The sequence below is a fragment of the Vibrio sp. 1CM7H genome, assembly GCF_023161645.1.
Lineage (GTDB): Bacteria > Pseudomonadota > Gammaproteobacteria > Enterobacterales > Vibrionaceae > Vibrio > Vibrio diabolicus.
Map to the genome: position 1 here is coordinate 768754 of NZ_JALNTV010000002.1, position 23149 is coordinate 791902.

General features: G+C 43.7%; 21 protein-coding genes. 10 read left to right on the plus strand and 11 right to left on the minus strand.

Annotation, left to right across the window (positions count from 1 at the left end; translation table 11 throughout):
• Nucleotides 1-56: 56 nt before the first annotated feature.
• Complete coding sequence (gene aroA / locus MSG33_RS11750; protein ID WP_248381150.1) at nucleotides 57-1337, minus strand: 3-phosphoshikimate 1-carboxyvinyltransferase; 1281 nt, start codon at nucleotides 1335-1337, stop codon at nucleotides 57-59.
• A gap of 289 nt (nucleotides 1338-1626) precedes the next feature.
• Nucleotides 1627-2103, minus strand: a complete 477-nt coding sequence (locus MSG33_RS11755) for a glycine zipper 2TM domain-containing protein (RefSeq protein ID WP_005390705.1) — start codon at nucleotides 2101-2103, stop codon at nucleotides 1627-1629.
• 39 nt (nucleotides 2104-2142) lie between these two features.
• On the opposite strand from MSG33_RS11755, the gene aat reads away from it, so the two are divergent.
• From aat to infA, 3 genes are all read left to right on the plus strand, one after another.
• Nucleotides 2143-2850: a leucyl/phenylalanyl-tRNA--protein transferase gene (gene aat, locus MSG33_RS11760; protein WP_048626183.1), complete on the plus strand. Its 708-nt coding sequence runs from the start codon at nucleotides 2143-2145 to the stop codon at nucleotides 2848-2850.
• Nucleotides 2847-3548 (plus strand): arginyltransferase, encoded by a 702-nt coding sequence (locus MSG33_RS11765; protein ID WP_005390702.1) that lies wholly within the window; start codon nucleotides 2847-2849, stop codon nucleotides 3546-3548. Before aat ends, MSG33_RS11765 begins: the two co-directional genes overlap by 4 nt.
• A gap of 81 nt (nucleotides 3549-3629) precedes the next feature.
• On the plus strand, nucleotides 3630-3848 hold the full coding sequence (gene infA / locus MSG33_RS11770) for a translation initiation factor IF-1 (protein ID WP_001040192.1): 219 nt from the start codon (nucleotides 3630-3632) through the stop codon (nucleotides 3846-3848).
• A gap of 135 nt (nucleotides 3849-3983) precedes the next feature.
• Here infA and clpA read toward each other — a convergent pair whose 3' ends face one another.
• Both clpA and clpS read right to left on the minus strand, forming a co-directional pair.
• On the minus strand, nucleotides 3984-6251 hold the full coding sequence (clpA, locus tag MSG33_RS11775; protein ID WP_005390700.1) for an ATP-dependent Clp protease ATP-binding subunit ClpA: 2268 nt from the start codon (nucleotides 6249-6251) through the stop codon (nucleotides 3984-3986).
• 50 nt (nucleotides 6252-6301) lie between these two features.
• On the minus strand, nucleotides 6302-6622 hold the full coding sequence (gene clpS / locus MSG33_RS11780; protein ID WP_031780157.1) for an ATP-dependent Clp protease adapter ClpS: 321 nt from the start codon (nucleotides 6620-6622) through the stop codon (nucleotides 6302-6304).
• 704 nt (nucleotides 6623-7326) lie between these two features.
• Between clpS and cspD the strand changes: the two genes are divergently transcribed.
• Complete coding sequence (gene cspD, locus MSG33_RS11785) at nucleotides 7327-7545, plus strand: cold shock domain-containing protein CspD (protein ID WP_005378407.1); 219 nt, start codon at nucleotides 7327-7329, stop codon at nucleotides 7543-7545.
• A 187-nt stretch (nucleotides 7546-7732) separates the two neighbouring features.
• Here cspD and MSG33_RS11790 read toward each other — a convergent pair whose 3' ends face one another.
• Nucleotides 7733-9958, minus strand: a complete 2226-nt coding sequence (locus tag MSG33_RS11790; protein WP_005390697.1) for an NADP-dependent isocitrate dehydrogenase — start codon at nucleotides 9956-9958, stop codon at nucleotides 7733-7735.
• 311 nt (nucleotides 9959-10269) lie between these two features.
• On the opposite strand from MSG33_RS11790, the gene MSG33_RS11795 reads away from it, so the two are divergent.
• Entirely contained in the window at nucleotides 10270-10971 is a 702-nt protein-coding gene (locus MSG33_RS11795) for a pseudouridine synthase (protein WP_248381152.1), read from the plus strand.
• A gap of 85 nt (nucleotides 10972-11056) precedes the next feature.
• Here the strand turns inward: MSG33_RS11795 and MSG33_RS11800 are convergent, their stop codons facing one another.
• Nucleotides 11057-11734 carry a DUF2057 family protein gene (locus tag MSG33_RS11800; protein WP_012841993.1) on the minus strand — a complete coding sequence of 226 codons (678 nt, stop codon included), beginning with the start codon at nucleotides 11732-11734 and terminating at the stop codon, nucleotides 11057-11059.
• A 76-nt stretch (nucleotides 11735-11810) separates the two neighbouring features.
• The gene (locus MSG33_RS11805) at nucleotides 11811-12842 is read right to left on the minus strand and encodes a porin (RefSeq protein ID WP_006742133.1); all 1032 of its coding nucleotides are present in this window, start codon (nucleotides 12840-12842) and stop codon (nucleotides 11811-11813) included.
• A 515-nt stretch (nucleotides 12843-13357) separates the two neighbouring features.
• Here MSG33_RS11805 and dinG point away from each other — a divergent pair.
• The 5 genes from dinG (at nucleotide 13358) to xthA (ending at nucleotide 17840) form a co-directional block, all read left to right on the plus strand.
• Nucleotides 13358-15433 carry an ATP-dependent DNA helicase DinG gene (gene dinG, locus MSG33_RS11810; protein ID WP_248381154.1) on the plus strand — a complete coding sequence of 692 codons (2076 nt, stop codon included), beginning with the start codon at nucleotides 13358-13360 and terminating at the stop codon, nucleotides 15431-15433.
• Nucleotides 15434-15447: 14 nt separating this feature from the next.
• Nucleotides 15448-16233 (plus strand): TSUP family transporter, encoded by a 786-nt coding sequence (locus MSG33_RS11815; protein ID WP_005390688.1) that lies wholly within the window; start codon nucleotides 15448-15450, stop codon nucleotides 16231-16233.
• Nucleotides 16230-16775 (plus strand): primosomal replication protein, encoded by a 546-nt coding sequence (locus MSG33_RS11820; protein ID WP_012841995.1) that lies wholly within the window; start codon nucleotides 16230-16232, stop codon nucleotides 16773-16775. The genes MSG33_RS11815 and MSG33_RS11820 overlap by 4 nt, the downstream gene beginning before the upstream one ends.
• The gene (gene rsmS, locus MSG33_RS11825; RefSeq protein WP_248381156.1) at nucleotides 16775-16939 is read left to right on the plus strand and encodes a pleiotropic regulatory protein RsmS; all 165 of its coding nucleotides are present in this window, start codon (nucleotides 16775-16777) and stop codon (nucleotides 16937-16939) included. Before MSG33_RS11820 ends, rsmS begins: the two co-directional genes overlap by 1 nt.
• A 94-nt stretch (nucleotides 16940-17033) precedes the next feature.
• On the plus strand, nucleotides 17034-17840 hold the full coding sequence (gene xthA, locus MSG33_RS11830; protein WP_005390683.1) for an exodeoxyribonuclease III: 807 nt from the start codon (nucleotides 17034-17036) through the stop codon (nucleotides 17838-17840).
• A gap of 97 nt (nucleotides 17841-17937) precedes the next feature.
• On the opposite strand, the gene MSG33_RS11835 is transcribed toward xthA, so the two are convergent.
• From MSG33_RS11835 to MSG33_RS11850, 4 genes are all read right to left on the minus strand, one after another.
• A complete protein-coding gene (locus tag MSG33_RS11835) occupies nucleotides 17938-20652 on the minus strand; it encodes an ImpA family metalloprotease (protein WP_248381158.1) in 2715 nt (904 codons plus the stop codon).
• Between the two features lie 156 nt (nucleotides 20653-20808).
• Nucleotides 20809-21486: an ABC transporter permease gene (locus MSG33_RS11840; protein ID WP_005390676.1), complete on the minus strand. Its 678-nt coding sequence runs from the start codon at nucleotides 21484-21486 to the stop codon at nucleotides 20809-20811.
• A gap of 3 nt (nucleotides 21487-21489) precedes the next feature.
• Nucleotides 21490-22230 carry an ABC transporter permease gene (locus MSG33_RS11845; RefSeq protein ID WP_006742137.1) on the minus strand — a complete coding sequence of 247 codons (741 nt, stop codon included), beginning with the start codon at nucleotides 22228-22230 and terminating at the stop codon, nucleotides 21490-21492.
• 81 nt (nucleotides 22231-22311) lie between these two features.
• On the minus strand, nucleotides 22312-23082 hold the full coding sequence (locus MSG33_RS11850; RefSeq protein ID WP_012841998.1) for an ABC transporter substrate-binding protein: 771 nt from the start codon (nucleotides 23080-23082) through the stop codon (nucleotides 22312-22314).
• Nucleotides 23083-23149: the final 67 nt, after the last annotated feature.

Here is a 23149-nt window from a genome sequence, read left to right on the forward strand (position 1 = left end):
AAACAAAAAAGCCAGAGTGTTATTCACTCTGGCTTTCCTGTTTCAGGTCAGAATATTTAGCAGCTTAAAGCCTTAAGTTTGTCGAAGTAGTCAGGGAACGTTTTCGACGTACACTTTGGATCGTTAATCGTCACAGGCGTATCACTAAGTGCCACCAGCGAAAAACACATCGCCATTCGATGATCATCGTAAGTATCAATCGCAGCATGCTTTAACTGAGAGACAGGTTTGACAATGATGTAGTCTTCCCCTTCTTCCACTTCCGCACCCACTTTACGTAATTCCGTCGCCATAGCTGACAAACGGTCTGTTTCTTTTACACGCCAGTTATAAACGTTACGAATAGCAGTAGTGCCTTCGGCAAATAGCGCTGTTGTCGCGATGGTCATTGCAGCATCAGGGATATGGTTGTAATCCATATCGATGCCTTTCAATTGACCAACACGTGAAATTACGTAGTCATCACCCCATTCAATTTCTGCACCCATTTTTTCAAGCGCATCAGCAAATTGAATATCACCTTGAATGCTGTTTTTACCGATACCCGTGACTTTAACTTCTCCGCCTTTGATGGCTGCCGCCGCCAAGAAGTAAGAAGCAGAAGACGCGTCACCTTCAACCAAGAAATCACCTGGAGCGATGTATTGCTGACCGGCAGGAATCACAAACTCTTGATAGTCGTTGTTGATCACATCGACCCCAAACTGCTTCATGATATGCAGGGTGATATCGATATAAGGCTTAGAAACCAACTCGCCTTCGATGTTGATGCGAATTTCACCTTCAGCCAATGGCGCAGACATTAAGAAAGCGGTCAAGAACTGACTTGAAATGGATCCATCGATAGAAACTGTACCTGCTTTTAGGCCAGTACCGACTATTTTGAGAGGCGGAAAGTTCTCGTTTTCCATGTACTCAACGTTCGCACCAGCATCTTTCAGTGCCGTGACAAGGTGACCAATTGGACGCTCTTTCATACGAGGTTCGCCCGTCAGTACATACTCCCCTTCTCCAAGACAAAGAGCCGCAGCTAACGGTCGCATCGCAGTGCCAGCATTACCGAGAAATAACTCTACCGGTTCTGAGACAGAAAACGGACGCCCAAGGCCTTCAACGAGACATTCTGTTTTATCTTCGGAAAGTTGGTATTGAACGCCGAGTTTAGTCAGCGCATTCAGCATATGACGGATATCATCACTGTCGAGGAGATTAGTAAGGCGAGTTTTGCCTTTAGCAAGAGCAGCAAGTAAAAGAGCTCGATTAGAAACGCTTTTAGAGCCAGGAAGATTCACTTCCCCTTGAATTTTATTGATAGGTTGTAACGTTAGGCTTTCCATTAAAAGTTGATAATCCTTTGTGCCCTCAACATACGATTTTTATGAGGGCTAAACAATTCTTCGTGAATTCAGACTACCCAAAAAAACACGACAAAACCAGAGCAAATCGGCGCTAATTTATGAATATACTCAAGTAGCCTAAAGATGCAGAATTAAAGGCATTGCCAGCGATGTAAATAAGAGCGAAAGAGGCGCGACGAAACAGCAAGCTATTTCGACTTTATTTGACGATAAGCCAGCCCTACTGTGCATGCCTGGTTAGGCTACCTTAGGTTAAAATAACGTAGGATTAATAAGCGATATCAACCCTGACTCCATCATCAAAATATAAGATACGAACTTCATCCCCTCGACTAAATAGCATATTTTTATCAACATCTTGGATAACATTAATCAGCTTGTCGCCCTTCACTTTGATGAGTAGCTCAACTAACTTATATTCAACCGTGTATTGGTAATTACTTTGATTTTGTGCAACCGCTGCACCTGCAAGTGCACCCACTGCCGTCGCAACTTCTCGTCCAGTACCACCACCAAATTGATTGCCGACTAAACCGCCTATTGTGGCACCAAGTAGCGTTTTCCAACCATTATTTTTCGATTGAACGACCTCTTGCTGAGTAATATAACGGACAGAGTCAATCTTCCCATACACCACTTCATTTACCGGCTTGGCAACATTTCTTTCATATGCTGCGTTGGCGGCAAGTGGGAAAAACAGTATGATCCAAAGCCATACTTTCACAATATTTCTTGACCAGGTCATCATAAACTCCTCTGACTCTAATGTTGGTAACGACTTCTTATGGCTATTTATTTAACTGAACTCGATGATACGTTCAACTTTCCCTCACCGTATAAAGCACTCAGCGATCCCAATGGTTTGCTTGCTTTTGGCGGTGACTTAGATCCCATGAGAATCCTCAATGGTTACTATCAAGGCATTTTCCCTTGGTATGGTCCTGGAGAACCTATTCTATGGTGGAGCCCTTCCCCACGCGCTGTTTTTGATCCCTTAGCGTTTAAACCGTCTAAAAGTCTCAAAAAATTTCAGCGTAAACATAACTATAAAGTAACGCTCAATTTCGCGACAGAAGAAGTGATTAGACTATGTTCATCAACACGTCCTGCAGAGGAAACTTGGCTCAACGAGGAAATGCAAGCGTCTTACATTGAGTTAGCTAAACTTGGTCACTGTCACTCTGTAGAAGTATGGCATGACAACGAGCTCATTGGGGGACTATATGGCATCTGCGTTGGTCAACTTTTTTGCGGAGAGTCGATGTTTAGCCTAAAAGATAACGCATCTAAAATTGCATTGTGGTACTTATGCAACCATTTGGCGTCAAAGCAAGGTCAATTAATCGATTGTCAGGTTATGAACTCGCACTTGGCATCACTTGGCGCATTTGAACTAGAGCGTAACGAGTTTATGCAAAAACTACTATCTTTAAGAGAAAAACAAACACTATTTGATACCTATAAGCCCCAAGTTTTGCAGGATTCAGTATGAGTACGGATATACAACATATTCGAATTGGATTAACGAATAATCACCCTTGCAGTTACTTGCCTGAACGGCAAGAGCGTGTGGCGGTGGCACTTGATGCAGGGCTGCATACTGAAGAAAACTATCAACTGCTGATGGCCAACGGCTTTCGTCGTAGCGGAGATACCATATATAAACCGCACTGTGAGCATTGTAATGCTTGCCAGCCAATTCGAGTCTCGATTCCGGATGTGACGCTATCAAAAAGCCAGAAGAGGCTGCTCAGTAAAGCACAGCCTTTACGTTGGGAAATGAAACCCGAAATGGATGAGGAATGGTTTGCGCTTTACAGTCGTTACATTGCCAAACGACACAAAAACGGCACTATGTACCCACCAAAGCGTGATGAATTTTCTCGGTTTGCCCAAACCAGCTGGCTGACTACTTTGTTTTTACATATTTACGATGAGTCAAATCAATTACTTGCCATTGCAGTAACAGACGTAATGACTCAATGTTCGAGTGCGTTTTATACTTTTTTTGACCCTGACTACCCGTTATCTCTTGGCACTTTGGCAGTGCTCTATCAAATAAAATACTGCCAAGAAAACAAACAACAGTGGCTTTATTTGGGTTATCAGATTGATGAGTGTCCAGCAATGAACTATAAAACACGCTTTCAACGCCACCAAAGGCTAGTAAATCAGCGTTGGCGAGGGTAGAATACGCCTCAACTTTACATAATTACTATTTAGCGGCAGAATATAGCCCGCTAATATTGCCTAATTTCTAAAGAGGATTAAATGGCTAAAGAAGACGTAATCGAGATGCAAGGCACGGTCCTTGACACTCTACCAAACACTATGTTCCGTGTTGAACTTGAAAACGGTCACGTTGTGACTGCTCACATCTCTGGCAAGATGCGTAAGAACTACATCCGTATCCTAACGGGTGACAAAGTAACTGTAGAGATGACTCCATACGACCTGTCAAAAGGCCGCATCGTCTTCCGCGCTCGTTAATCTCTGATTTTCGGATGCAATAAAAAACGGAGCAGTTTGCTCCGTTTTTTATTGCATGATTTTTATTTCCGAGTAGGTTCAGACAAACAAAAAGCGCACGATAAAATCGTGCGCTTTTACTTCCCTACGGAGCAATTAATGCATCGCTGCCTCTTTCTCACTCAAATATTCAAATTTAAGTGTGTCATTCACTAGTGTTACTTTCACAGTGCCGCCGTCGACTAGAGAGCCAAACAACAATTCATTAGCCAAAGGTTTCTTAAGTTGCTCTTGGATAACGCGTCCCATTGGGCGAGCACCCATCGCCTTATCATAACCTTTATTCGCTAACCAATGGCGTGCATCTTGCGATACCTCCATTGATACGCCACGAGCATCAAGTTGCACCTGCAGTTCAACAATAAACTTATCAACAACTTGATGGATAACGCTTTCATCAAGGCTGTTAAACCAGATGATGTTATCAAGACGGTTACGGAACTCAGGAGTGAATACCTTCTTAATTTCCGCCATCGCATCGTGACTGTTGTCTTGCTGAATCAAACCAATTGATTTCTTCTCAGTTTCAGCCACACCCGCGTTGGTTGTCATAACGAGGATGACATTACGGAAGTCTGCTTTACGACCGTTGTTGTCCGTTAGCGTACCATTATCCATCACTTGCAATAGCAAATTAAAGATATCTGGATGCGCTTTCTCAATCTCATCGAGTAATACGACTGAATGTGGGTGCTTGATAACAGCGTCTGTCAGCAAGCCACCTTGGTCGTAACCGACATAACCAGGAGGTGCACCAATTAAGCGACTCACGGAGTGACGCTCACCATATTCCGACATATCAAAACGAAGTAGCTCGATCCCTAGAAGCTTAGATAGCTGCACCGTCACCTCTGTTTTACCCACCCCAGTAGGGCCAGCAAACAAGAATGAACCAACTGGTTTGTTATCCACGCCCAAACCTGCACGTGTCAGCTTGATCGCTTCGGATAATGCATCAATCGCATTATCTTGACCAAATACCAACATCTTCATCTTGCTATCTAGGTTCTTCAAGATGTCTTTATCTGAAGAAGAAACCGACTTCTCTGGGATTCGTGCCATCTTGGCAACCATCGCTTCGATATCGGCAACACCAACCGTTTTCTTACGGCGGCTTGCAGGAGCAAGACGACTGCGAGCGCCAGCTTCATCAATGACATCAATGGCTTTATCTGGTAAATGACGTTCATTGATGTATTTCGCCGAAAGTTCTACCGCGGCACGCAGTGCTTTATTGGTGTAACGTACTTCATGGTGTGCTTCGTACTTCGGCTTCAAGCCCATCAAGATTTTAGTTGTGTCATCCAGAGAAGGCTCTACAACGTCTATCTTTTGGAAACGACGGGACAACGCACGCTCTTTCTCGAAAATGTTGCTGTATTCTTGGTATGTAGTCGAGCCGATACAACGCAACTTACCGCTACTTAGTAGAGGTTTGATAAGGTTTGCGGCATCAACTTGACCACCAGAAGCCGCACCCGCACCGATGATTGTGTGTATCTCATCGATGAACAAAATTGCATCTTCTTCTTTTTCAAGCTGTTTCAAAATCGCCTTGAAGCGTTTTTCAAAATCACCACGGTACTTAGTACCAGCCAATAGAGAACCAATATCCAATGAGTAAATCACGCTGTTTTGAATAACTTCCGGGACCTGCCCTTCTACAATTCGCCAAGCAAGACCTTCTGCGATGGCTGTTTTACCTACCCCGGCTTCACCCACTAGTAATGGGTTATTCTTGCGGCGGCGGCAAAGTACTTGAATAGTGCGCTCTAGCTCTTTATCGCGACCAATCAGTGGATCGATATTGCCATCTTTAGCGACCTGATTAAGGTTAGTCGCAAAGCTTTCCAAACGTTCTTCAGAATTCGGCTCTTCGACACTCTCTGAACTGAACGAATCTGATGATGGGTCTTCGCTTGCACCTGACGCTTTAGTAATACCATGGGAGATAAAGTTAACAATATCTAATCGGGAGATGTCGTTTTTCTTCAGTAGGTAGGCGGCATGCGACTCTTGCTCACTGAAGATCGCCACAAGCACGTTTGCACCTGTTACTTCGTTGCGGCCAGACGACTGTACATGAAAGACGGCGCGTTGTAGCACACGTTGAAAACTCAAAGTCGGCTGGGTTTCACGCGTCTCATCACTGTCTGGGATAAGAGGCGTAGTTTGATCGATGAATATATCGAGTTCGTTACGTAAAGCGTCAAGATCCGCTTTACAAGCTAAAAGGGCTTCCTTAGCTGCATCATTTTCCAATAATGCAAGTAGGAGGTGTTCGACAGTCATAAACTCGTGGCGTTTATCTCGCGCCCGAGCAAATGCACCGTTAAGGCTTGACTCTAGTTCTTTATTTAGCATAAGTACCTCCCGAAAAAACAACTTGGGTTGTTCGAGCAAGTCTTCTTTGTTTACGCTTGCTCCATAGTGCAAAGTAGCGGATGTTCATTTTCCCTTGCGTACATCGTAACTTGCGCTACTTTTGTTTCGGCAATTTCTGCACTGTATGTGCCACAGATTGCCTTTCCTTCATAGTGAATCTTGAGCATGATCTGAGTCGCTTTATCAATGTCATGTGAAAAGAATCGCTCAAGTACCTCTATGACGAAATCCATAGGTGTATAGTCATCATTATTTAGTACAACATTGTACAGCTTAGGTGGCTGAACTTTCGTACTTTCTCGCTCCAGAAGATCAGAGTCCGGAGTGACCCATTCAAAATTTTTACTCATGGCAATTCAAAGATATCGTATCAAAGGGTTGATGTTTTCGACCTATAAAAACAATCTACCACAAGCGTGCAGCGCGGTGTAGTGAGATATGGCACCGAATTCGATCTTTGATCGATAAAAGTTGCTACCTAATATAGAGACTAATGCAGGTCTTGAGGGGGCGCAAATAAAAGATGCTTGTCGATAAGTTACACATTTTTACTTATAAAATAACTTTCTTTTTACCCCCTCCGAGCTATTGCGAAACATCTCTCAGTCTTCTACCGAGATCACACTTCCTAACTGAGAATGGGGTAATTATCACGAAAACTTCATTTTTTATTCAGTTAGAGGATTCATCTATCATAAGCAACACGAACAGTATGGTTTTTCCAGTGAATACTACTTTGCAGGCTAATTGACCAAACTTCCGCGTATATACGAAAAACTGTTTGCAAATTTGTTAACCTCAAAAGTGATTTGTTTTCAATTATGTTTCTGTTTGTTGCTTAATGCTATTGACTGTCGGGATTCATTGACTACAGTGGAAAGTGTTGATGCATAAATCGTCATTTTGAATCCATTTGTTTTTAAGCAGCTTGGTGAATGTGATTTCTCATTGACTAGATGTTTGTTAGCGTTCGCTGACAATAGTAGTACCAGGTTAAAGGTATAACTTGGTTGTTGTAACAACTCAGTAAAAAATGCATGAGGGATGTAAAAGCATGGCTACAGGTACAGTAAAGTGGTTTAACAATGCCAAAGGATTTGGGTTTATTTGTTCAGATGAAGAAGAGGGAGATATCTTTGCCCACTACTCAACTATCCAGATGGACGGTTATCGTACACTGAAAGCAGGCCAACAAGTCTCATACGAGATTGAAAAAGGTCCCAAAGGCTGTCACGCGAGTAGCGTCGTGCCTCTTGAAGGTCAAGCCAAATAATTAGAGCGCTGTCGAAAAATAAAAATATTGCTCTCGAAACATCATTTTGATGTTCTGAAGAGAAAAATAAACCCGCCAAGATAGCGGGTTTCTTACTATTTGTAGCTTATGAAATACAGATAGACCACATACAAAGTATTGATAAAAGAAGAAACACGCCGAAAGCGACGTGCTCTTTTCATCTATTTTACTTGTTAATGATCGCGTTAAAGGTTTCGCTTGGGCGCATCAACTTAGAAACCAATGCATCATCTAGCAGATAGTAACCGCCCAGTTCTCCTTTCACACCCTGTGCATTGTTTAGCTCAGCGACGATTTTTTCTTCATGCTCTGACAACGCTTTCGCAATCGGTGCAAACTCAGCAGCGAGATCAGCATCGTCTGTTTGCTCGGCAAGTGCTTTCGCCCAGTAAAGTGCGAGGTAGAAATGACTACCGCGGTTATCTAATTCGCCCACTTTACGTGATGGAGACTTGTTGGTATCTAAAAACTCACCAGTCGCTTTGTCTAGCGTATCCGCCAAAACTTGCGCTTTCGGGTTGTTTGCCACCACACTTAGATGTTCTAGGGATGCAGCTAGTGCTAAGAACTCACCTAAAGAATCCCAACGAAGGTGATTCTCTTTTTCTACTTGTTGAACATGCTTAGGAGCAGAACCACCAGCACCTGTTTCAAATAGACCACCGCCATTCATCAATGGAACGATAGATAGCATCTTAGCTGACGTACCTAACTCTAGAATTGGGAACAGGTCTGTTAGGTAGTCACGAAGAACGTTACCCGTTACAGAGATAGTATCCAGACCCGCTTTCATACGCTCTAGCGAGTACTTACAAGCATCAACAGGAGATAGGATCTTAATCTCTAGACCGTCAGTATCGTGCTCTGGTAAGTAGGTATTTACTTTCTTAATGAGTTCAGCATCGTGCGCACGGTTTTCGTCTAGCCAGAATACGGCTGGAACACCTGTTGCACGTGCGCGAGTCACTGCTAGTTTAACCCAATCTTGGATTGGTGCGTCCTTCACCTGACACATACGGAAGATATCGCCTTCTTCAACCGCTTGCTCTAACAATACGTTACCCGCAGTATCAACAACGCGAACAGTACCCGCTGCGTCTAGAATGAACGTCTTGTCGTGAGAACCATACTCTTCTGCCTTTTGAGCCATTAAGCCAACGTTAGGCACGCTACCCATAGTGGTCGGGTCAAATGCGCCGTGCTCTTTACAGAAATCAATCACCGCTTGGTAAATACCTGCGTAGCTACGATCTGGTATCATCGCTTTGGTATCTTTTTGTTTACCATCTGGTCCCCACATTTGACCAGAAGAGCGAAGCATTGCTGGCATAGAAGCATCTACAATAATGTCGCTTGGTACATGTAAGTTTGTGATACCACGATCAGAATCAACCATCGCAAGTTCTGGTTGAGTTTGGTAAACCGCTTGAATGGCCGCTTCAATTTCTGCTTTTTGCGCTTCAGGTAGAGACTCAATTTTTGAGTAAACATCACCGATGCCATTGTTTACATCAACGCCTAGCTCTTCAAACAGCTTACCGTACTTATCGAAAACGTCTTTGTAGTAAACTTTTACTGCATGGCCGAAAATGACAGGGTCAGAAACTTTCATCATTGTCGCTTTCATATGAAGAGACAGCAGCACGTCTTGTGCTTTCGCTTCAGCAATCTCTTTCTCGAAAAATTCAACCAGCGCCTTCTTCTTCATCACTGAAGTGTCAATGACTTCTTTATCTAGTAATGGGAACGCAGACTTGAGCTCTTTAACTGTACCGTCATTACCAACAAACTCGATTTTTACCTCTGTTGCACCAGAGATAGTCGTGGACTTTTCGCTACCAAAGAAGTCATTGTCTGACATGCTCGCAACATGAGACTTAGACTCTGATGACCACGCACCCATTGAATGTGGATTTTTCTTCGCGTAGTTCTTAACCGAAGTTGGAGCACGACGGTCTGAGTTACCTTCACGAAGTACTGGGTTAACCGCACTACCTTTGATTTTGTCGTAAGCCGCTTTAATCGCTTTCTCTTCGTACGTGCTCGGCTCTTCTGGGTAGTTTGGTAAATCGTAACCTTTCGCCTGAAGCTCTTTAATCGCCGCTTTAAGCTGAGGAACTGAAGCTGAAATGTTAGGCAGCTTGATGATATTTGCTTCTGGAGTTTGAGCCAGTTCACCAAGCTCAGTCAACGCATCGCCAATGCGCTGTTCTTCTTTTAGATGCTCTGGGAAGTTAGCGATAATTCGACCTGCTAGTGAAATATCACGAGTATCTACATTGATGCCAGACGATGCTGTGAATGATTGAATGATTGGTAGTAATGAATAAGTTGCTAGCGCCGGCGCTTCATCAGTGATGGTGTAGATAATTGTAGGTTTTTCTGTAGGCATGAAATTTCCCTATTTTTTAATCAACTTGTTGGCTGATCAACTCAGCGTCTGAGTTGGTTTAATTGACGCATTGCTGCACGTTAGCAGTACATGTCTCCTCACTAACGCCACATGCGGTTCGCACTCTTTGTTGTAGTTTGAAGCTCTGGGCTCTGAATCCATGAGTGCACTGATATAATTAAACAAATAACACGAATTAGTCTATCATTCTGTGCGCGTTTGTTAGTTTTAGGCGCGCAAATCATATCCGATCATGAGAAAACTTAAAACTTTCAAACACAGTTCATTTACATTTTTGCAGGGTAGTTAACATGTCATCTCGTACAGGTCATGAAAAAGGTCGCGGTCGCAATCAATCCCAAACGGGCCGATTTAAACACTCAGGAGCTCGCAATAGCTCAAAGACTCGTACTCAAACAAACCGTCGCCCTATTCGCTCAGCAAGAAACCAAAAGCCAAAAGTGGATCCAAAAGACCGTAAAGTCATTATATTCAACAAGCCTTACGACACGCTCAGTCAATTTACCGATGGTGATGGTCGCAAAACGTTAGCGGACTATATCCCAATCAAAGATGTCTATGCGGCTGGCCGATTGGACCGAGACAGCGAAGGTTTGATGGTGCTCACTAACGATGGCATCTTGCAGGCGAAGCTCACGCAGCCAAAGTCAAAATCGCCGAAGACTTATTGGGTTCAAGTCGATGGCGCTCCTCTAGAGCAAGATCTTGAAAAATTGAGAAAGGGAGTAGAGCTAAAAGATGGTATGACCCTACCAGCCGAAGTTGAAGTGATTCCAGAACCACAAGTCTGGGATAGAACCCCTCCTGTTCGTTTTCGGGCAAATATCCCAACAACTTGGCTAGCCATTACCATTATTGAAGGAAGAAATCGCCAGGTGCGTCGCATGACTGCACACATTGGCTTCCCTACTTTGCGCCTCATCCGTCATTCGATGGGTGATATCGTCCTTAACGACCTAATGCCTGGTGAATGGAGAGAAATCTCTCTCTAATAGGCAGAAAAGATAAAAGCAGGCTTAAAGCCTGCTTTTTAGATTCGTACTTTTTCAGTTAAGCCCTATCTAATGAACTAAGGGATTACTGCTCAGCAAGCCAGTTTTTAAATGCCTCTTTTTCCGCCGGAGACGCTTTCTGGTACATCGTCTTTAATACATCAACCATTGGGCTGTCGTTCGATGCGACTGTTGAACGGGTATCACTACTCTCAACTCGAGGCTCGATATCACTTACTGATTGTTGATGCTGATTCACAGTTACATAACTAACGGCAACACTCGCGATACCGCCAGCAATATTGTAGTTACGAGATTCTTGAGGGTAATTACGACCAATTTGAACACCATCTGACTCTAATACATCTTCGACCAAAGCAATAGGTTGACCTTTGGTGTCCAGCAGTTGCCAATCTAAAGGTGAGATGTTGTTTTGCGCTTGACGAAGAGTTTTAAACTCTGGTAGTTCAAACTTTAGTTTTTCATTTTCAACATCAAACTTAGCGATGATCACGTCACTGTAAACTGTCTTAAGGTTTTCATTTGTTTCAAAAGCAGGTTGATATTTGAAGACAATTTGGTTGGTTCCGTCGGGGATCTCAATTGTCTTCTCACTAGAGAAAAGTCCCCCCTCAAGTTTTGGCTTCTCCATATTGACGGCCAGTAACTTCACGTCTTCTGGAACCACTAAAGTCGTTGCAGCATAAAGGTTTGTACTGGCAAGAATAGACAACGCCATTGCCACTTTTAATGATAACTGCATAGAGTTTTTCATCCTTATCTTCATAGTAAAAGACCCAGCATATAGCTGGGTCTTACAATATCAAACTGGGTATTGATTACCAGTAGAAACGTGCACCAACACCGAAGTCAGTTTTAGAATCAGTTTCTGCAGTTGTTTTACCAGCTTCTAGCTTATCACCATCAAAATTGTAACCCGCTTCTGCGAATACGCGAGCCCATTTAGAGAACTTGTATTCAACGCCAGCGTAAAACTTAGATTGGTCGCCATCTTTCTTGCCAGATTTGTCAGAAGATGACATTACTAGCTCGTAGCCAGAGTAAAGTGTTGTTTTAGGAGCTACAGCGAACATGCCTGCTAGAGAGATACCGTGAGAATCGATAGTCTCGTTAGCTGCTTTGTCTTCATTTTCGTTGTAGTAGTACGTAGCACCTAGAGTGTGCTCATCTAGAGCGTATTCAGCAGTTACTTCGAAAGATAGGTTCTCAGTGTTGTTACCTTTAGAAGCAATCTTGTTCTCAGAAGAAAGAACGCCAGCGTGTACAGATAGGTCATTGAAAGACTTACCTACGAATACTTCGCGGATTTCTTCGTTTTGATCTTTCTCACCTAGCGCGTAACCAGCTTTTAGCCAGAATGCGTCATTTTCGTAAGCGTATTTAATTTGAGAAGAGTTGTTCCACGCGTGTCCGTAAAGAAGTGCAGAACCACCGAAGAAGTATGAGTAATCAGCTCCGTAGATGTCATCAGCCCAAGTACCTTCTTTACCAAAACGAAGTGTACCCATATCGCCCATGTCGAAGCCAAAGATGTGACGGCGTACGTATACTGAGTCATCAGTACGCTCGCTTGAATCAGCACCTGCACCGTAGTTGTCACCTAGAGCAACACCGATTTCAACTTCACCTAGAACTTTTAGGTTGTCGTTTACAACGTAAACACCATTTACACCCATACGAGAAGAGCTAGTGTTTAGCTCTGCAGTGTGGTCTGTGCTGTCTAGGAATAGAAGAGTTGGACGTAGCTGACCGTAGAAATCTACAGAACCTTCTTCAGATTTGAATACTTCAGCTGCGTTCACTGAAGTTGCAGACGCAACTACAGCTAGTGCTAATAGAGTTTTTTTCATAATTAATCCACTGCCTTTTCTTAGTTCGGGATATCCTTGTCCGGTTCCCTTTTTTTATATGTTTGAGATAGAGCGTTAACAAAACGTTATACAGCGCCTTCTCAAAATCTGGAGCTAAGAGTGCAAAAGATTATTCTGGCTGTCAAATTTTCTAAATACCAATGTAAAAAAACAAAAATAACATTTAAAAACAATAACTTGAAAAGTTTATCTTTATTTATTCGACGAACATCTAATCAATCCTCTTGATTTTTCATAATTTATAAAACCATTAACAATGAGATTTTAAACCCAAAATAAATACTAAAAAACACAATATATAGAATAAAAAACCATACAAATATCATATTTGGAGTTTTATATTTTTCATATAATGAAATTAATTTCATTTAGATAAGGTTCAATATTTTTTTGTGAAGAAGATCTACATTCCTCATAAAAGCATTCCGTTTTGTGAACTACTGTACAACTAGTGATGTGTGCTACTATTCGCCTCCAACGCATTTGAGGCCCGTATGCTGACCAGTAACATTCAAAAATCGATTCGTAATAGCTATCAAAACCTGCAAGATCAACTTGATAACTTTGTACCTAGAAGAGCACAAAACTACCTTGTTGCAGAGATTGCAAAAACGCTGTGCGGTCAGTACCACAAATCTAACCGAATACTGGTTGCAGAAGCAGGGACTGGAATTGGTAAGTCGCTCTCCTATCTAATGGCTGCCATCCCCGTGGCTGTACATAACAATAGAAAAGTGGTTATCTCAACGGCGACCGTAGCTCTGCAAGAGCAGCTCATAAATAAAGACCTCCCTCTTTTTCGTCGGATTACCGACCGAGAGTTTTCTTTTATTTTGGCAAAAGGCCGTCAACGCTATTGTTGTGCAGAAAAACTTGCTTCAACTTGTGGTGCTGATGGTGGTCAGTTAGCCATGTTCGAAACCAAGCCTAAGCAAAAAGATATAGAGCTGTTGGAAACAATGCATCGCTCTCTTGCGCAAGGTAAATGGGACGGTGACCGTGATTCTTGGCCTAAAACCATCGATGATAAGCTTTGGCAACTGATTGTTAGTGATAAACACAGTTGCAATAACAGTTTACCAGGCCACCGCGGCTGCCCATTCCAAAAAGCGCGCTCGGAGCTGGATAAGAATGATGTCATCATTGCGAACCACTCTCTCGTCATGGCAGACGCAGACTTGGGGGGCGGAGTAATCTTACCGGAGCCAGAAAACACGATATACGTCTTTGACGAGGCACATCACTTGCCTCATGTCGCCCGCGATCATGCTTCAGCATCTGCGAGCTTAAAAGGTGCGGCAGCATGGCTTGAGAAGTTAAATCAGTCGATTAGCAAGTTTTCATCGCTCGCAGACGAGAAGCGCGTAGCTCGATTTCGCAACGACCTTCAAGACGCGGTTCAGAACTTGATACCAGCACTGACTCAACTGCCTAAACAGTTCGATCCAGCTCAATTTGAAGAGAGTATCTACCGCTTTGAGCACGGTGAACTACCAGAATGGCTAGAGAACCAATCCAAAGAGTTAAAGCAGTTCAGTAAAAAAGCAAATCAAAGTGTGGCAAAAATTGCCGACCTTATTGCGGAAAGAGTAAAAGATGGGGAGCTTGCGACAAGATTGGCTGAACCAGCGCTTGCAGAGCTCGGCTTCTACATTCAAAGGTTAGAAAACCTAGCGCAAGTCTGGCACTTGATGGCTGAGCCAACTCGTGAAAAAGGTGCGCCTTTGGCTCGCTGGTTAGAAACCCACCCCGATCGCGAGGGTGATTTCATTGTGAGTGTTTCTCCGCTTGAAATTGGATGGCAACTCGACCAACAAATTTGGAGCAGGTGCATTGGCGCCATTTTAGTTTCCGCAACGATGCGTGCATTAAACTCCTTCCATTACTTTTGCCATCAGGTTGGTATTGATGGAAAACCAGAATCAGGCACACAGTTTTTAGCGCTTGCGTCACCATTCGATTACCAAAACCAGGCAGAATTGCTCATCCCTGCGATGAAATATGAACCACCAGCGCCTCAATTTACTGAATATCTTATCGAGATATTGCCTAAGTACTTGGAAGACAAGAAAGCCAACTTAGTATTATTCTCATCCTATTGGCAGATGAACCAAGTTGCGAAGGCGCTGTCTTCGGAGTTCATAAAAAAAGGCTGGGCGTTGCAAGTTCAAGGTGAAAGCTCACGTCAAGAAATTCTAAAAAAACATAAAAATCTAATAGAATCAAATAAAACCAGCATCTTATTTGGTACTGGCAGTTTCTCTGAGGGGCTAGATTTACCTGGCGAATTACTTGAAAACTTGGTGATTACAAAAATTCCATTTGGTGTTCCAACCTCTCCTGTCGAACAGGCTCACTCCGAATATATCGAGAAAAAAGGTGGGAACCCGTTTATGCAAATAACTGTACCTGACGCAAGCAAAAAGCTGATCCAGAGCGTAGGTCGCTTACTGCGTAAAGAGAGAGATTCTGGTAGAGTAACGATTCTTGATCGACGCCTAGTCACTAAGCGATACGGACAAGCCTTAATCGACTCACTACCTCCATTTAAACGTAAAATAGAATATTAGAAGAATCACCATTTATGGAAATGATTGAGCCAACTATGCTGTTGGTGTTGGCGCTTGTCGCTTTTGTCGCTGGATTTATTGATGCAGTTGCCGGCGGTGGTGGCATGCTAACCGTACCTGCTCTACTATCATTGGGCTTGCCGCCCCATATTGCACTAGGCACCAATAAACTTGCGGCTACCTTTGCCTCTTCTACTGCGGCATTTACGTACTACAAGAAACGTTTATTCAAGCCTCAATGCTGGGGAAGAGCATTTGTAGCGACGCTTGTCGGAGCAACATTAGGTACCCTACTTGTGGACGCGATTAGCACGGATTGGCTAGAAAAAGGGTTACCTCTTGTTATTTTAGCGGCGGCGTTATACACCGTCTTCCATAAAACACCGCACTCTCCTCATCAAAGTCCAATTCCCGAGCCTTGCCCAAAACTTCATAGAAAACAGTACATGCAAGGATTATCCATAGGATTTTATGACGGGCTCGCAGGGCCTGGAACTGGGGCTTTTTGGACGGTCAGTTCAATGGCTCTGTATCGGCTGAATATCTTGCTCGCCTCTGGCTTAGCAAAAGCAATGAACTTTACCAGCAACTTTACCTCTTTGATCACGTTTGCAGTCCTCGGTCATATCAACTGGGTGCTAGGCTTAACAATGGGGGTATGTTTAATGGCTGGCGCTTTTGTTGGCGCACATTCCGCCATTCGGTTTGGCTCTAAATTCATTCGCCCTGTATTTGTTACTGTCGTCAGTATACTGGCCATAAAATTGGCTTATGACGCATGGTTTGTAGGTTTGTCATGAACATTTCTCAACTCCAGGAAAACCTAGAACAAATGGCGAAGCAAGCCGCTGTTCTTGACCGTCAAAGAGGCGAACACCATGTTCCGCTTTTTGATGAGCGCTTATTTGGTTGTCGCTCTCGCTTACTTACTCCTTGCGTAAAAGAAGCAAAAGCCACGCTGGATGCGATTGTGCGTGAGCAAAATGAAGGTAAGCTCACCGCTTTGCGTGCTGAGTACCTCACTGAACGGTTAGTAGCGCAAATAGGTGCGATTCAACGCGAGATTTCTACCACCAAAATTCGCAAGAATGAGATCAAACATAGCAGCCATTTCCGCAAGCCTATTAACGTGCTTTATCAGGAACTCGCTCAACACCAAGAGTGGGCAAGACGCTTGCGCGAAATGGTGTTAGAAAAAGAACGTGCTGTCGAAACCGCTCCTAGTTTTATGCGTGCCGAGGCTCAGAAAGTGTTACTAGCGACCGAGCAACGTTTGGCACGTTGTGAGGCAGCGCTTCTGAAACTAGAGAACCAAATTACACATAGGGAAAAACACCAATAATGGCCGATCAACCAGCCTCGCCTTTAGATGACGCACCTGAAGAGATCAAATTGGCTGTCGATTTGATCTATTTACTTGAGAGCAATGAGATAGATCCAGAAGTTGCGCTTAACGCTTTAAAGATCGTGCAAAACGACTTAGAAAACAAATTAAAAGCAAAGTAGCCCAACGTTTCGCTCCTTTCACCGAGACTCGTTTTCAGTGCTCTTGCACAATGATACTATTCATAAAAAAGTACGCCCTCAAAAAGGATAAACAATGAAAGTAATCAGCTTTAACATCAATGGACTACGTGCGCGACTGCACCAACTCCAAGCGCTAATCGACAAACACCAACCAGATGTGATTGGCCTTCAGGAAATTAAAGTTCACGATGAAGCATTCCCGATTGAAGCTGTCGAAGCCATGGGCTACAAAGTGTATTTCCATGGTCAAAAAGCGCACTACGGCGTCGCAATGCTTTGTAAGCAAGAGCCTCTTCTCGTACAAAAAGGGTTCCCGACGGATAACGAAGAGCACCAAAAGCGCATGATCATGGCAACGTTTTTAAATGAAAACGGCGAAAAAATCACGGTGCTAAATGGCTACTTCCCTCAAGGGGATAACATCAGCCACGAAACAAAATTCCCATACAAACGTCAGTTCTATAAAGATCTGATGACTTACCTAAACGATCATCACAATAGCGACGAGCAATTGATTGTTATGGGTGACATCAACATTAGCCCTATTGATGCAGATATCGGTATCGGCGAACCAAACCGTAAGCGTTGGCTAAAAACAGGTAAATGTTCATTCCAACCGGAAGAGCGCGAATGGCTGAAAACCTTGCTAGATTGGGGCTTTGAGGACACCTTCCGCAAGCTATATCCAGAAGTGAACGATCAATTCTCGTGGTTTGATTATCGCTCTCGCGGGTTTGATGATAACCGAGGTCTACGAATTGATGTCATTTTGGCGACCCCTTCTCTCGCGCAAAAATGTATTGAGTCGGGTATCGATTATGAATTGCGCGGTATTGAAAAACCTTCAGACCACGCTCCAATTTGGTCGACGTTCAAGTAATACATAACTGAGCAATAAGCGGGACTCAACGCTAAGCTTACCCCATGAAAAAGGGAGGCTCTGTCTCCCTTTTTCATGCAAGTTACTTTCTAATCAGCTAGTTCAGCGGCCAAACCGTTTGACCATCAACACTGACTGGCGTTTGAGCAAATTCGTTCAGACAGTAGCCGGTATTGCTGCTTGCAAAGTAAGTGAGAGGCATCGGTGGTAGATTCAGCGCCACAACCTGCTGTTTCGCTTTTTCTGTGAACGAGAAGCCCCACATATCTAAATAGCTCGTCATGTCTCGCTGAGAGATGTAGCTCAGAGCAATAAGCAACCAGTCATTGTTTGAGATGCTATTTGCCTCTTCACGAGAGTAGTTGGCGAAACCAATACTCAATCGTCTCTCATTCCAAAGCGCATCATCCGATTTTAAGCGGTTAAACTCACGTTCAATCAGGTGCAATCGCGCCAATAAATGCCAACCATTTTGCAGTACACCTTCATGCTGCGTCGCCATCATCATTTGAATGTAAACGCGAGCTCCCCAACTCCAACCAGTTTGATTTTGCGCTGCCATGTAAGCGTTTGGATCCGCTTGAGTTCGGCTTGCTTGCAATAATTCAAACTGGCCTTTGAAATCCAAACTTTGGCAAGTTGAAACTTTCCCCGTATTCTGGAAGAAACGAGACTTACTGTAATACGAGTAGTAATTGGTCGTTGAATGCCCTTCCCAGCCTGCAAATCGGAATCGACCTTTTTCCAAGCCATGACCAAGCTCATGTAAATCACCGTGACCGAGTGGGCTGAATGACCAGTAAGCATCGTATGGGTTACCAGAACAGCCGTAACCACACGTCGCTTGGTCAGCGTTCATATGCTTCACCATATCAATATTGGCGATTTCCCAACCTTGATTTTTGGCATACTGGATAATTTCCGGAACCTCATCGATCCCCGGCCCTTGGAAACCAGCCAAGACATGTGGGTAGTTATGAACATACTCTTCTGTCGCTAGCGCCATTTCAGCTGGTGTCGACCACATCTCATCGTTGACCGACTCTAACATCTTGTCACGCTTTGAGTGCACTTCAAACCCAGGGGTGATCAGCTCGGCCCAATCAAACAAATTGGCTTCTAGCTGCTGAATAAAGGTGTCGTTGTCCTTCTCACTTCTCCATACAGGATGCTGTGCCACATAGTTAAATCTCAGTTCAACCGGAATATCATTTTTGTCAAAGTGAACCTGTACTGGGCCGCCATAAGGAGATGTCAGCGTGATGGTTTCACCCGGCTTCACCTCATAGGCGAAAGAAGTCAGCATTTTTGGTCGCGTGTATCCATCTTTGCTGAACTCATGAGTTGCGCCACTTCTTAAACTGTTGATGACAATTTTAGTCGTCACTTCATTACTGTCATTGCGCGTGACCGTAAAGGTCTCCCCAGGAAGCGCATACACACCAGCAGAGCGGAAGTTACGCTTTGATTCCATATTAATCGTTGCGCTGATTCTCTTTACTTCAGGGCTAAACTCACTACGGCTGAAGTTCCCCATATTTGGTTGTTTTGGGTTCACGCTTCGGCTGTTGTATTGTACGTAATCGGCAAAATACGATTTTAGGAATTCGGTCGTTTGGGTTGATTGTTTGTCCATTGGGAACACAACCGTTTGACGATAGTGATCAGCCAGCAATACCATGAGTTTTTCGTATTGGTAGCCATCTTGATTAAACAAATCTACTTTTTGTTCATCAAGCTTTTTCAACCGATGGCGAATGCTGTTTGCCCCTGCATAAAATTGACTTTCCATATTCGCAGTGTCAGGACAAGATTTGTCATCACACTGTGACAAGTCAACATTGAAGTTTTGAGATTCAAAACGAGACAACAGCGCTTGTTGCGTAGCAACAGAGTCTGGCACGAAGTTCATGAGTGATGAAGGCGCCCAATCAACCAAGCCTAACTTACGCCAATAGTTATCTCCCACATAATCAACATGGAATTTTCCCAAAATGTCTCGGCCAAGTTCAGTTAGTCCTCCATCCCAATGCAGGTATAGAACAGGAATTTGGGCTTGCTCAGCGTATGCCAGAGCATCGAGTACTTGTTGGTTGGTGTCGCCAGATTGCAGATGCTGTGACAAAACTAATAAGTTTGGAGTATTGGTTTGCAAGCAGCTAAGTAGCTTTGAACCATCGCATAGGTCGGCCTCATTAAACGCCAACTCTTGTGAAACATTGTCGTTCAGCCAATTCCGAGTCGCTTGCTCATCAGGGAAGTAATAAGACTGATCCATTTGCGCGATGACAACGTTTGAAGTAGCTCCGCCTGACAACCAAGTGACCAGGTTGCTTAGCCATTGAGTCATCGTTGCATTCGAAGACTCGGGAAAGCGTTGTGCCGTTCTAAATGGGTTACTACCTAATAGCGCATAACGTTGACCATTAGCTTTTTCTCCAGCAACGCCAATTGACAACGCCTGATCTTTATAACCGCTAGCCATGGCCTTGTTGGTCATCAAGATGGTGTCGTTGAACCCATACTGAGGTGCCAAGATCGCTGCATCATGGGTTGGATCCCAATAAAGGCCAGAAAGGTTTTTCGCAATTGCAGATTTGATCGTATTCGACTGTTTCTTGTGCCCTTCCACAACTTGCCGACTTTCTCGGATGAAATCGTTCGGGTCAGAAACGAGCAGAGCATTACCAGTTTCCAGAGCTTGTTGAACTGGAGCTGGCGTTGGTTTTACTTGAGCATTAGATTGTGACTCTCCCCCACCACATCCAGTGGCAACGGCGGCAAGGCCCAACGATAGAATTGTTTTTTTCATTTTTTACTTACTAAACAATGGGTTTATCAAATATTAATGTAAGTACATGAATAAAAAGAAATAGTCTTTTGTATCGGTAGGAAAAATAGGAATGAAGATAACAAAATCATCAAAAAGCAATGGTACCCATTTCGATACCATTGCTGACACTAATTATTAACTTAAAGGACGTAGGTATGCCAAGAAGCGCTTCTCTGCCACTTTAAAGCACCACAAGATCATAAACGTCAGTGCCATGTAGAACAGCCCCGCCGTAAGGAAAGATTCAAATGGCGCATAGTAACGTGAGTTAACTAAGCGCGCAGCGCCAGTTAGATCCATAATGGTAACGATACCCGCGACCGCACTACCGTGCAGCATGAAAATCACTTCGTTTGAATAAGCTGGTAATGCTCGACGCAGTGCACTAGGCAAGATAATACGTCTGTATGTCATAAACTTACTCATCCCATACGCTTTGGCAGCTTCTACTTCACCTTTGGGCAAGCCATTAATCGCACCACGAATAATTTCTGCTGTATAAGCCGACGTATTAAGAATAAAAGCGACTAAAGCACAAAACCAGGCGTTTTCCCACAAGGTATCTTTCACAGGAAAGAACTGATCCATACCGTAATAAATCAAATACAACTGGACCAACAACGGTGTTCCACGGAAAAAGTAAATGAATCCCCAAGAAGGTAAGCTAAAGGCATAATTCGTACTATTACGTGCCACGGCTAATGGAATCGAGACACACAAACCGATAACCAACGCTAATCCTACCAGCCAAACTGTCGTCCAAAGTCCCTGAAGATAAGTTGGGAAGCTTTCAATAATCAAAGAAAAATCCATAACTTACCTCGCATGAATACTGAACTTACGCTCAACAAGCTTGAGTAGCCCGGTCGAAACGCTGGTAAAAAATAGAAAGATGAGCGCGACAGCCATGTAAAAGGTAAACGGCATTTTCGTCGTACCTGCCGCCAACGAGCTCATTCTCACCATGTCATCCAGGCCGATGATGGACACTAACGCTGTGGTCTTGAGTAACACTAACCAGTTATTACCAAATCCAGGTAATGCATGACGAATCATCTGAGGCAGTAAGATTCTTCTAAACGATAAGGCTGAGCTCATACCATAAGCTTTCGCCGCTTCTAGTTCACCTTTGTCCACCGCCATGATCGCTCCGCGAAAAGTCTCCGCCATGTAGGCACCAAAGATAAAACCAATCGTGAGTACACCTGCAATAAATGGGCTGACATCAATATAGTCGGGTAAGTAAGACGTCCATTCATGGTTTGGATCACTCGAAGCAAACCACTCATTGAGCGTTTCGTTAATGGAGTACAGGCTATTGTTTAAAAGTATTTGTCCACCAAAGAAAATCAGCATCATCAGAACCAAATCTGGAATGCCGCGAATGACGGTGGTGTAAAGAGTGGCAATCGCCCTTGCCCATTTGTAAGGTGCTAACTTAGCTAATGCGCCAAGCATACCTAAGATCACCGCAAGAAGGAGTGAAAGCACTGCAACTTCTATCGTTACTAAAGCCCCTTTTAAAATCGAAGCTTCGTATCCTTGTAAATCTAGCATAGGTGAGTTCCTAATCCCTAAACTCAAAAAATCGACCGTTGACTACTTCTAGGAACAAGCCAACGGTCGCTTAATTACGGTTTATTCACCGTACACATCGTAGTTAAAGTATTTACCAGCAATTTCTTGATAAACACCTTTCTCACGTAGTGAAATTATCGCCGCGTCCAATTTCTTCGTTAGATCTTTATCTTGTTTACGCACGGCAATACCAAAACCTTCACCGAACCACTTAGGATCGGTCAATGACGGACCAACAAACTCGTACGCGTCGCCGCCCGCTTTATTAAGCACACCTTCTTCTAGAGCAGAGGCGTCGCCCAATACAGCGGCAACACGACCATTGGCTAAATCTAGGTAAGCCTCATCAAAAGAACCGTAACGAACAATTTCTACTTTATCGCCATAGTTATCTGTCAGATATTTGTCGTGTGTTGTTGCACGTTGAACGGCGATTTTCTTACCATCTAGGTTGTCAAAATCCAGATTCGCGCCCTTCTTGGCAATAAATTTGTTTGGAATCAGTGCGTATTTGCCAGTGAAATCGACTTTCTTCTTACGCTCTTCAGTAATAGACATCGCAGCGATGATTGCGTCGTACTTACGCGCTAATAGAGAAGGAATGATGCCATCCCAATCTTGCGCGACAATCTTACATTTCACTTGCATTTCTTCACAAAGCGCGTTGGCCATGTCTACGTCGAAGCCTTTCAGAGAACCATCAGTTTCTGTCCAGCTAAACGGAGGATAAGCACCCTCAATGCCGAAGCGAACTGTTTTCCATTCTTTCGCTTGAGCGACACCAGATACTGCCGTTGCAGCGATCGTTGCTGCTAATAACCACTTTTTCATTTCCATACTCCTGTGATTGCTATTTTATTTCGTTTTGTTTGTTGTGCTGGCTTAGGAGGCAATAGTC

Bases quoted from the DNA above. Each gene is read 5' to 3' on its own strand.
- aroA (WP_248381150.1), bottom strand. From the start codon at position 1,337: ATGGAAAGCCTAACGTTACAACCTATCAATAAAATTCAAGGGGAAGTG.
- MSG33_RS11755 (WP_005390705.1), bottom strand. From the start codon at position 2,103: ATGACCTGGTCAAGAAATATTGTGAAAGTATGGCTTTGGATCATACTG.
- aat (WP_048626183.1), top strand. From the start codon at position 2,143: ATGGCTATTTATTTAACTGAACTCGATGATACGTTCAACTTTCCCTCA.
- MSG33_RS11765 (WP_005390702.1), top strand. From the start codon at position 2,847: ATGAGTACGGATATACAACATATTCGAATTGGATTAACGAATAATCAC.
- infA (WP_001040192.1), top strand. From the start codon at position 3,630: ATGGCTAAAGAAGACGTAATCGAGATGCAAGGCACGGTCCTTGACACT.
- clpA (WP_005390700.1), bottom strand. From the start codon at position 6,251: ATGCTAAATAAAGAACTAGAGTCAAGCCTTAACGGTGCATTTGCTCGG.
- clpS (WP_031780157.1), bottom strand. From the start codon at position 6,622: ATGAGTAAAAATTTTGAATGGGTCACTCCGGACTCTGATCTTCTGGAG.
- cspD (WP_005378407.1), top strand. From the start codon at position 7,327: ATGGCTACAGGTACAGTAAAGTGGTTTAACAATGCCAAAGGATTTGGG.
- MSG33_RS11790 (WP_005390697.1), bottom strand. From the start codon at position 9,958: ATGCCTACAGAAAAACCTACAATTATCTACACCATCACTGATGAAGCG.
- MSG33_RS11795 (WP_248381152.1), top strand. From the start codon at position 10,270: ATGTCATCTCGTACAGGTCATGAAAAAGGTCGCGGTCGCAATCAATCC.
- MSG33_RS11800 (WP_012841993.1), bottom strand. From the start codon at position 11,734: ATGCAGTTATCATTAAAAGTGGCAATGGCGTTGTCTATTCTTGCCAGT.
- MSG33_RS11805 (WP_006742133.1), bottom strand. From the start codon at position 12,842: ATGAAAAAAACTCTATTAGCACTAGCTGTAGTTGCGTCTGCAACTTCA.
- dinG (WP_248381154.1), top strand. From the start codon at position 13,358: ATGCTGACCAGTAACATTCAAAAATCGATTCGTAATAGCTATCAAAAC.
- MSG33_RS11815 (WP_005390688.1), top strand. From the start codon at position 15,448: ATGGAAATGATTGAGCCAACTATGCTGTTGGTGTTGGCGCTTGTCGCT.
- MSG33_RS11820 (WP_012841995.1), top strand. From the start codon at position 16,230: ATGAACATTTCTCAACTCCAGGAAAACCTAGAACAAATGGCGAAGCAA.
- rsmS (WP_248381156.1), top strand. From the start codon at position 16,775: ATGGCCGATCAACCAGCCTCGCCTTTAGATGACGCACCTGAAGAGATC.
- xthA (WP_005390683.1), top strand. From the start codon at position 17,034: ATGAAAGTAATCAGCTTTAACATCAATGGACTACGTGCGCGACTGCAC.
- MSG33_RS11835 (WP_248381158.1), bottom strand. From the start codon at position 20,652: ATGAAAAAAACAATTCTATCGTTGGGCCTTGCCGCCGTTGCCACTGGA.
- MSG33_RS11840 (WP_005390676.1), bottom strand. From the start codon at position 21,486: ATGGATTTTTCTTTGATTATTGAAAGCTTCCCAACTTATCTTCAGGGA.
- MSG33_RS11845 (WP_006742137.1), bottom strand. From the start codon at position 22,230: ATGCTAGATTTACAAGGATACGAAGCTTCGATTTTAAAAGGGGCTTTA.
- MSG33_RS11850 (WP_012841998.1), bottom strand. From the start codon at position 23,082: ATGAAAAAGTGGTTATTAGCAGCAACGATCGCTGCAACGGCAGTATCT.